This window comes from Vibrio sp. 1751 (genome assembly GCF_033339895.1).
GTDB classification, from domain to species: domain Bacteria; phylum Pseudomonadota; class Gammaproteobacteria; order Enterobacterales; family Vibrionaceae; genus Vibrio; species Vibrio alginolyticus.
Map to the genome: position 1 here is coordinate 1 of NZ_JAWOVM010000134.1, position 7,833 is coordinate 7,833.

Genomic DNA, 7,833 nt, shown 5'->3' on the forward strand with positions numbered 1-7,833 from the left:
GCCGCCAGCGTTCAATCTGAGCCATGATCAAACTCTTCAATTTAAGATTTTGTTCGGCTCAATGAATACTGAACATTCCTTTCGCTAATAAATAGCAGAAGTAATGTTTGAATTGACTGTGCTGAATCTTTCGATTCAATGGTCACTTCGTATTATTGAAACCTAATTTGAAGCCTAAGCTTCTAATTGGATTATCATCAACGAGTGCCCACACAGATTGATAGGTCTATATTTTTAAAGAGCACACTTCGAAGTTCTCTTCAAAGTGGACGGCTATTTTAGCTAGATAACTTATCGTGTCAAACACTTTTTTAAGTTATTTATCTGCGAGTTAATTTTAACTCACTAACCGTAGTTGTTTAGGTTCCGCTTCACTTGCTTTCCCGTGACAACGGAGGCGCATTATAGGGAGTTCATTAAAGAACACAAGTGCATTTTTTAAAAAAACTCACCTTTTTAGTTTATTCGTATAGAAAACAGACAAAAGACTCTAAAAAACTATAGAAAAGGGGCCAAACGGCCCCTTTAGTGTGATTTTTATCTCAATTTTACTGTATCCATACAATTATTGATGAGCACAAATTTGGTCATTAGTAACAATTAGCTGCACTGTCTTGTCTGGAACGATTTCACCAGAAAGAATTGATTTGGCTAACGGGTTCTCGACATTCTGCTGAATTGCACGTTTTAAAGGACGCGCACCATACACAGGATCGAAACCAACTTGAACGATCAAATCGAGTGCTTTGTCGGAAACTTCTAGTTGATAGCCTTTCTCCTCTAGTCGTTTCGCCAAACGTTCCAATTGAATAGAAGCAATGGACTTAATGTGCTCTTGACCAAGTGGATGGAACACCACGATTTCGTCAACACGGTTCAAGAACTCTGGGCGGAAGTGTTTGCTAACCACATCCATCACTTCACTCTTGATACCTTGATAGTCTAATGTTGCGAAATTCTCTTGGATACGAGATGAGCCCAAGTTCGATGTCATGATCACAACCGTATTACGGAAGTCAACAGTACGACCTTGACCATCCGTTAAACGCCCATCATCGAGAACTTGCAGCAGAATGTTAAATACATCCGGATGCGCTTTCTCTACTTCGTCTAACAAAATTACCGAATACGGCTTGCGACGAACCGCTTCAGTTAAGTAACCACCCTCTTCATATCCGACATAGCCTGGAGGAGCACCAACCAACCTTGCCACTGAGTGTTTCTCCATGAACTCAGACATATCGATACGGACCATCGCATCTTCACTGTCGAACATAAAGCTCGCAAGCGTCTTACAAAGCTCTGTTTTACCCACACCAGTTGGACCTAAGAATAAGAAGGAGCCAATTGGTCGGTTTGGATCAGAAAGCCCAGCTCGACTACGACGAATGGCATTCGATACAACAGAGACCGCTTCGCTTTGCCCTACCACACGATTATGCAGCACGTCTTCCATACGAAGTAGTTTCTCTTTTTCCGCTTCTAGCATCTTGGATACCGGAATGCCGGTTTGCTTAGAAAGTACTTCTGCAATCTCGTTGTCGGTTACTTTATTACGCAATAGCGTCATTTCCTGCATTTCAGCTTGGGTTGCAAGATCTAACTGCTTCTCAAGTTCAGGAATACGGCCATATTGAAGCTCCGACATACGGTTTAGATCGCCAGCACGGCGAGCAAACTCCATGTCCATACGAGCTTGTTCAAGCTCAGACTTAATATGTTGAGTACCAGAAAGAGCTGCTTTTTCTGTATTCCAAACCTCTTCTAGTTCAGCGTACTCACGTTCTTTTTCATTGAGTTCTTCATTAAGCGCTTTCAAACGCTTTTCACTCGCTTCATCGTGCTCGTTACTTAGTGCTTGCTGCTCAATTTTGAGTTGGATGATTTTACGCTCAAGCTTATCCAAGGACTCCGGCTTAGAGTCAATTTGTAAACGAATGCTTGAAGCCGCTTCGTCGATTAAGTCGATCGCTTTATCCGGCAACTGACGGTCGGAGACATAGCGATGTGACAAACTCGCCGCAGCAACAATCGCTGGGTCGGTAATTTCGACGTGATGATGAAGCTCATAACGCTCCTTCAAGCCACGTAAAATCGCCACGGTATCCTCAACGGTCGGCTCATCCACCAGCACTTTTTGGAAACGACGTTCTAATGCTGCATCTTTTTCGATGTACTGACGATATTCATCCAATGTTGTTGCGCCAACACAGTGCAGCTCACCACGAGCTAATGCCGGTTTTAGCATGTTGCCCGCATCCATTGAGCCTTCACCTTTACCAGCACCGACCATAGTGTGTAGTTCATCAATGAAGAGGATGACATTGCCTTCTTCTTTAGCAAGTTCATTCAATACTGATTTTAAACGCTCTTCAAATTCACCACGGTATTTCGCGCCAGCAACCAGTGCGCCCATGTCTAATGACAGCACACGGCGACCACGCAAACCTTCAGGTACTTCATTGTTAACTATGCGCTGCGCTAAGCCTTCAACAATTGCTGTCTTACCTACGCCTGGTTCACCGATAATCACTGGGTTGTTTTTAGTACGACGCTGCAATACTTGGATAGTACGACGGATTTCATCATCACGACCGATAACAGGATCTAATTTACCTTGCTCTGCACGCTCGGTAAGGTCTATGGTGAACTTTTCCAATGCTTGGCGAAGCTCTTCCGCATTCGGGTCATTGACCTTTTGACCACCTCTGATCTTTTCGATTGCCTGGCTGACTTTTTGCTCTGTTAAACCGATCTCTTTGAGTAATTGCCCCAACGGTCCGCGATCTTCTAAAGCGGCAAGCAGGAAGACTTCAGACGAGATATAGGAGTCTTGACGCTTTTGCGCCACTTTGTCACACAGGTTAAACAATGTGCCCATCGAGCTAGAGAGCTGAACATCCCCACCGATGCCACTGACTTTTGGTAATCGATCTAACATTTCACTCAATTTAGAGCGTAAATGCGTTACGTCCACATCCAGCATAGTAAGCAATGGACGAATTGGACTGCCATTTTGATCAAGCAAAGCCACCATGAGGTGAACTGGCTCGATATATTGATGATCGCGCCCTAACGCTAGTGATTGAGCATCAGAGATAGCGATTTGAAACTTACTTGTGAATCGATCAAGACGCATATCTACCTTCCTAACCTCAACTAAAGGAAATTCTTTTGACAGTTAGAAAGATGGATACTCGGGTGGGGAATTTCAAGGGAGTGAATGAATAAAGATAGCTTTGCAAAAATAGTAGTATGCATCTTAGCACTTTGGTGCTTATAGCTAGTCTTCGATCCAAATAAAGGTTGCTTGTCGACCAGTCTTACCATCACGGCGATAAGAGTAAAAAGAGGCTTTATCTTGGTAAGTACAAAGTCCAGAATCAAACACTTGTGTCACACCAGCCCGGTTTAGACGTTGCGTTGCCAGCACCGACATGTCAGCAAACCATTTACCGTCGATATCGCGTGGAGCAAATGCTTGATTCGCCTGTGAATCAAAATCAACAAAAGCTTGCAGAACATCTTCACCCACTTCGAAGGCTTGAGGGCCAATGGCGGGGCCAAGCCACGCTATCACTTCACCAGAAAACAACGCTAACGCATTTTCGACAATGCCATTTGCTAAGCCGCGCCAACCTGCGTGAACAGCGGCTACTTGCGTACCTTGTGTATTAGTCAATAATACAGGTAAACAATCGGCGGTCATCGCTGAACAAACAACATGGCTTGAAGAAGTAAATACACCATCCGCATCAAGCACCTGTGTTGTTGGTTCATTTGCTTGAGCCACAACGGTTGAATGCGTTTGGTTTAACCAGATTGGCGCATTTGGCATGCTTGCCTGTTGCGCCAACCAAGCTCGGTTCTTCTCTACTAAAGACAAATCATCCCCAACGTGAGTACCTAAATTTAGCCCTTGGTAAGGGCCTGTCGAAAATCCGCCTATGCGTGTTGAGGCGAAAGCTTTGACATTTTTAGGCGCTGGCCAGTTCGGAATGATCGTCTTCATATTAGAATTCTTCCGGTAAGCCGTGCTCTTCTGTATCTTGACGAAGCGCTTCAGTCATCACAACCATGTCATCAGGCACTGGAGCATGAAACTCAAGAACTTCGCCCGTAATTGGGTGCTCAAAGCGCAGCATTACTGCGTGCAATGCTTGGCGATCGAAGCCCCGGATCATTGCCGTTAGCTCTTCAGACGCACCTGTCGGGATGCGAGCACGTCCACCATATGCAATATCACCGAGCAGCGGATGCTGAAGATAAGACATGTGCACACGAATCTGGTGCGTACGACCCGTTTCTAGACGCAAGCGAATACGCGTGTGTTCGCGGAAGCGTTCAGCAACACGGTAGTGCGTTACTGCTGGTTTGCCCATTGGTGCTACCGCCATAAGCGTGCGCTTAGTAGAGTGACGACCAATCGGTTGATCCACTTTACCTCCCGCAGTCATACGACCAATAGCGATCGCTTCGTACTCACGAGTAATATTACGTTTTTGCAGTGCGCGAACCAGACGAGTTTGTGCAGGAACGGTTTTCGCCACCACCATCAAACCCGTTGTGTCTTTATCCAAACGGTGCACGATACCTGCACGAGGTACTTCTGCAATATCAGGGTAATGATGCAACAACGCATTAAGTACAGTGCCATCAGGCGTACCAGCGCCCGGATGAACCACAAAGTCACGAGGTTTGTTGATAACGATAATATCTTCATCTTCATAGACGATATCTAGCGGGATATCTTGCGCTTCCCAGCGTTCTTCATCTTCTAACTCGGCTTGCAATGTAATTTCCTCGCCACCCATTACTTTGGTACGAGGTTTAGTGACAACTTCACCATCAACTTGAACTTTCCCATCAAGCAGCCACTCTTTTAGGCGCGAGCGAGAGAAGTCCGCGAATAATTCGGCGATAGCTTGGTCTAAACGTTGACCTAACTGGCTATCTTTTACGGTATTTGTTAATACAATCTGCTGAGCCATATCGAACTTTTTTAAAAACTGTGAGACTAATGCTCACGACTGTGAAAAAATAGACTATTACGTCATTGTATCTGTTACTGGAAAGAAAGTAACGGCAGCTTAAGAAATATTTAGATTCAAGGAACAGACTCCTGATATGAAACGTCAGACTTTAACAGGCCTTTTAGCGGTATCCCTTCTGTTTGGATGTGCAAGCAAAGAAGAAATCGTTCCTGATGTGCCGCCTTCGGAACTGTATGCAGACGCACAGATTTCTCTTCAAAGTGGTAATTGGCTTTCTGCAATTGAGAAACTGGAAGCATTAGACTCACGTTACCCATTCGGTGCCTACTCTGAACAGGTGCAGCTTGACCTAATCTATGCGTACTACAAAAACGACGACCTTGCTTTGGGCTTGGCAACCATTTCTCGCTTTATGCGTTTAAACCCAACCCATGAAAAGATGGATTGGGTGCTGTACATGCGAGGTCTAAGCCACATGGCGCAAGATCGTAACTTTATGCATGATTTATTCAGCGTAGATCGAAGCGATCGCGATCCTGAACCGGTAAAAAAAGCGTTTGATGACTTCAAAAAACTACTTCAACGCTACCCGAATAGCCCATATGCAGAAGATTCACAAAAACGTATGGTCGCGCTGAAAAACCGTCTAGCGAACTATGATTTAGCGACTGCTGACTTCTACCTTCGCCGTGAAGCTTGGGTCGCTGCTATTAATCGCAGCCAAGAGCTACAAAAAGCGTATCCAGACACAGAAGCTGCACGTAAGTCACTGACTATCCAGCTAGAGGCCTACAAGCAACTTGGTTTGGAAGACGCCGTAGCAAGAACTGAAAAGCTTATCGAGCTCAACCCTGTGAAGTAATTGAACTTGCTTTAAACTGAACCGCCACCGTTTTTACCGTGGCGGTTTTTTATTACTCTCAATAGTGTATTCAGCCCTTTCTTGATGATCTTCCTAGCTCCACATATGCTTAAAGTTCTCCTCCCCCCCTTTATAAAAAGGATGTGAACGTGACGATATCTAAGCTTTGCGCAGTTATGCTGCTCCTATTGTCTGCTTCCGTTTGCGCACTGCAAATCTCGCCGCTCAAACAGCCTCCTTACACTGGGGACCTCGATGTCATCAAAGATAAGAATGTACTGCGCGTCTTAGTTTCTGCCGATTTAGGCTTTTATTACATTGAGGGCGGCACACCAAAAGGCATAGGCGCGGAATTGCTTGCGCATTTCGAAAAAGACCTTCGTAAACTCAAACCAAAGCTTAACGTACAAATTATTCCTGTTGCCCGCGACCAGCTACTGCCAGCCTTAGAAAACGGTTCAGGTGACTTAGTTGTCGCCAACCTGACTATTACCGACACGCGCAAACAGAAAGTGGAGTTCAGTTCACCCATTCTCACTGACATTCAAGAGTGGGTAGTGACAAACAAAAGCACACCAACGATGACGAAAATCGAACAACTGAGCGGCAAAGAGATTTGGGTGCGCGCCAGCTCTAGCTACTTTGAAAGCATTCAGACACTAAATAAGAAACTAAACAAAAAAGGCTTACCGCCTGTTATAGTGCACTTTATTGAAGAAACACTTCAAGATTATGAGCTGGTCGGAATGCTCAACAATGGTTACGTCAAAGCCATTGTTCTCGATAGCCATAAAGCCAAGCTTTGGCTGAAAGTGATGGATGATATTCGGGTGCACAAAAAAATCCCTATCCGCAAAAATGGCAAAATTGCTTGGGCAATGCGAGAAAATAGTCCCAAATTAAAAGCCGTCGTGAATAAGTTCATCCAGAAGTCTCGCTCTGGGACAGTACTCGGTAACGTTATTTACGGTAAATACATCGATAACACGGGATGGTTGAACAGAGCTCTTAACCCTAAGAAAATTGCTCAACTAGAAAAACTCGCGGCGCTATTTTCACGCTATGGTGAGAAATACGATATCGACTATTTACTGATCGCTGCAATCGCTTACAAGGAATCAGGATTTAATAACGACCTAGTTGGAAGCCGAGGTGCCGTTGGCATAATGCAAGTCCTACCCAGCACCGCTCAAGATCCGAATATCAATATCAAAAATGTTCGACAATTAGAAAACAACATTCATGCTGGAGTGAAATACTTAGCTTTTTTGCGTAAGCAGTACTTCAGTGATCCTGATATTACTGCACAAAATAAACTCTACTTTACATTGGCGGCTTACAATGCGGGCCCCGGCAATGTAGAGCGTATTCGTAAGCGTGCAGCCCAACAAGGTTACGATCCTAATGTTTGGTTTAATAACGTGGAAGTCGTTATGCGGAAAAGTTTAAGCTCAACGGTTGGGTACGTCACAAGCATTAATCGCTACTACATAATATACAAACAACTAGAAAGTTTGGACCAAGTCAAAAGTCTAGAAAGGGTTTCACTAGCCCCAAAAGACCCCATTTTCATGATACCGCTACGAAAAGTCAGCCAAATTCCAGACAGTAAAAAGCCGCTTGTACAGTAAGCGGCTTTTTAAATGGATTCATTGGAAAGACTCAGTGATCGTCATCACACCTTACGTGTAGTTAAATTTTAACCACCTCAAATATTAGGCCGTAAAACTTCCCTAAAAACGAGGCCGTTTTCAGCTGAGTACTCTATCCAATCTACGGATTTACTAACCGATAACAAGCAATTTCACGATAAATCTCAGAAGTTCTTGAGTGAGATCACATTCATTTTTCATCATAAAAAACCCGAGCAAAATAATGATCTGAATCACATTTTTTTATGCTTAAAGCGGTAATCTGAACTCAACCCATGAGGGATGCAACAGAGGAAAAACACTTATGACAATGAATATCACTGGC

The 7,833-nt window shown here is 44.3% G+C and carries 5 protein-coding genes; 2 read left to right on the plus strand and 3 right to left on the minus strand.

Annotation, left to right across the window (positions count from 1 at the left end):
* Positions 1 to 565 precede the first annotated feature (565 nt).
* The 3 genes from clpB to rluD all read right to left on the minus strand — a co-directional run bounded on the left by clpB (position 566) and on the right by rluD (position 4,991).
* The gene (gene clpB / locus R7041_RS21975; protein WP_206949593.1) at positions 566 to 3,139 is read right to left on the minus strand and encodes an ATP-dependent chaperone ClpB; all 2,574 of its coding nucleotides are present in this window, start codon (positions 3,137 to 3,139) and stop codon (positions 566 to 568) included.
* A gap of 144 nt (positions 3,140 to 3,283) precedes the next feature.
* Positions 3,284 to 4,012, minus strand: coding sequence for a peptidoglycan editing factor PgeF (gene pgeF / locus R7041_RS21980; RefSeq protein ID WP_005381874.1), 729 nt, complete (start codon positions 4,010 to 4,012; stop codon positions 3,284 to 3,286).
* Position 4,013: 1 nt separating this feature from the next.
* On the minus strand, positions 4,014 to 4,991 hold the full coding sequence (gene rluD / locus R7041_RS21985; RefSeq protein WP_005381875.1) for a 23S rRNA pseudouridine(1911/1915/1917) synthase RluD: 978 nt from the start codon (positions 4,989 to 4,991) through the stop codon (positions 4,014 to 4,016).
* Positions 4,992 to 5,127: 136 nt separating this feature from the next.
* Here rluD and bamD point away from each other — a divergent pair, with 136 nt between their 5' ends.
* The gene (gene bamD / locus R7041_RS21990) at positions 5,128 to 5,856 is read left to right on the plus strand and encodes an outer membrane protein assembly factor BamD (protein WP_005381876.1); all 729 of its coding nucleotides are present in this window, start codon (positions 5,128 to 5,130) and stop codon (positions 5,854 to 5,856) included.
* 149 nt (positions 5,857 to 6,005) lie between these two features.
* Positions 6,006 to 7,487, plus strand: a complete 1,482-nt coding sequence (locus R7041_RS21995; protein WP_309474068.1) for a lytic transglycosylase F — start codon at positions 6,006 to 6,008, stop codon at positions 7,485 to 7,487.
* The last annotated feature ends 346 nt before the right edge of the window (positions 7,488 to 7,833 follow it).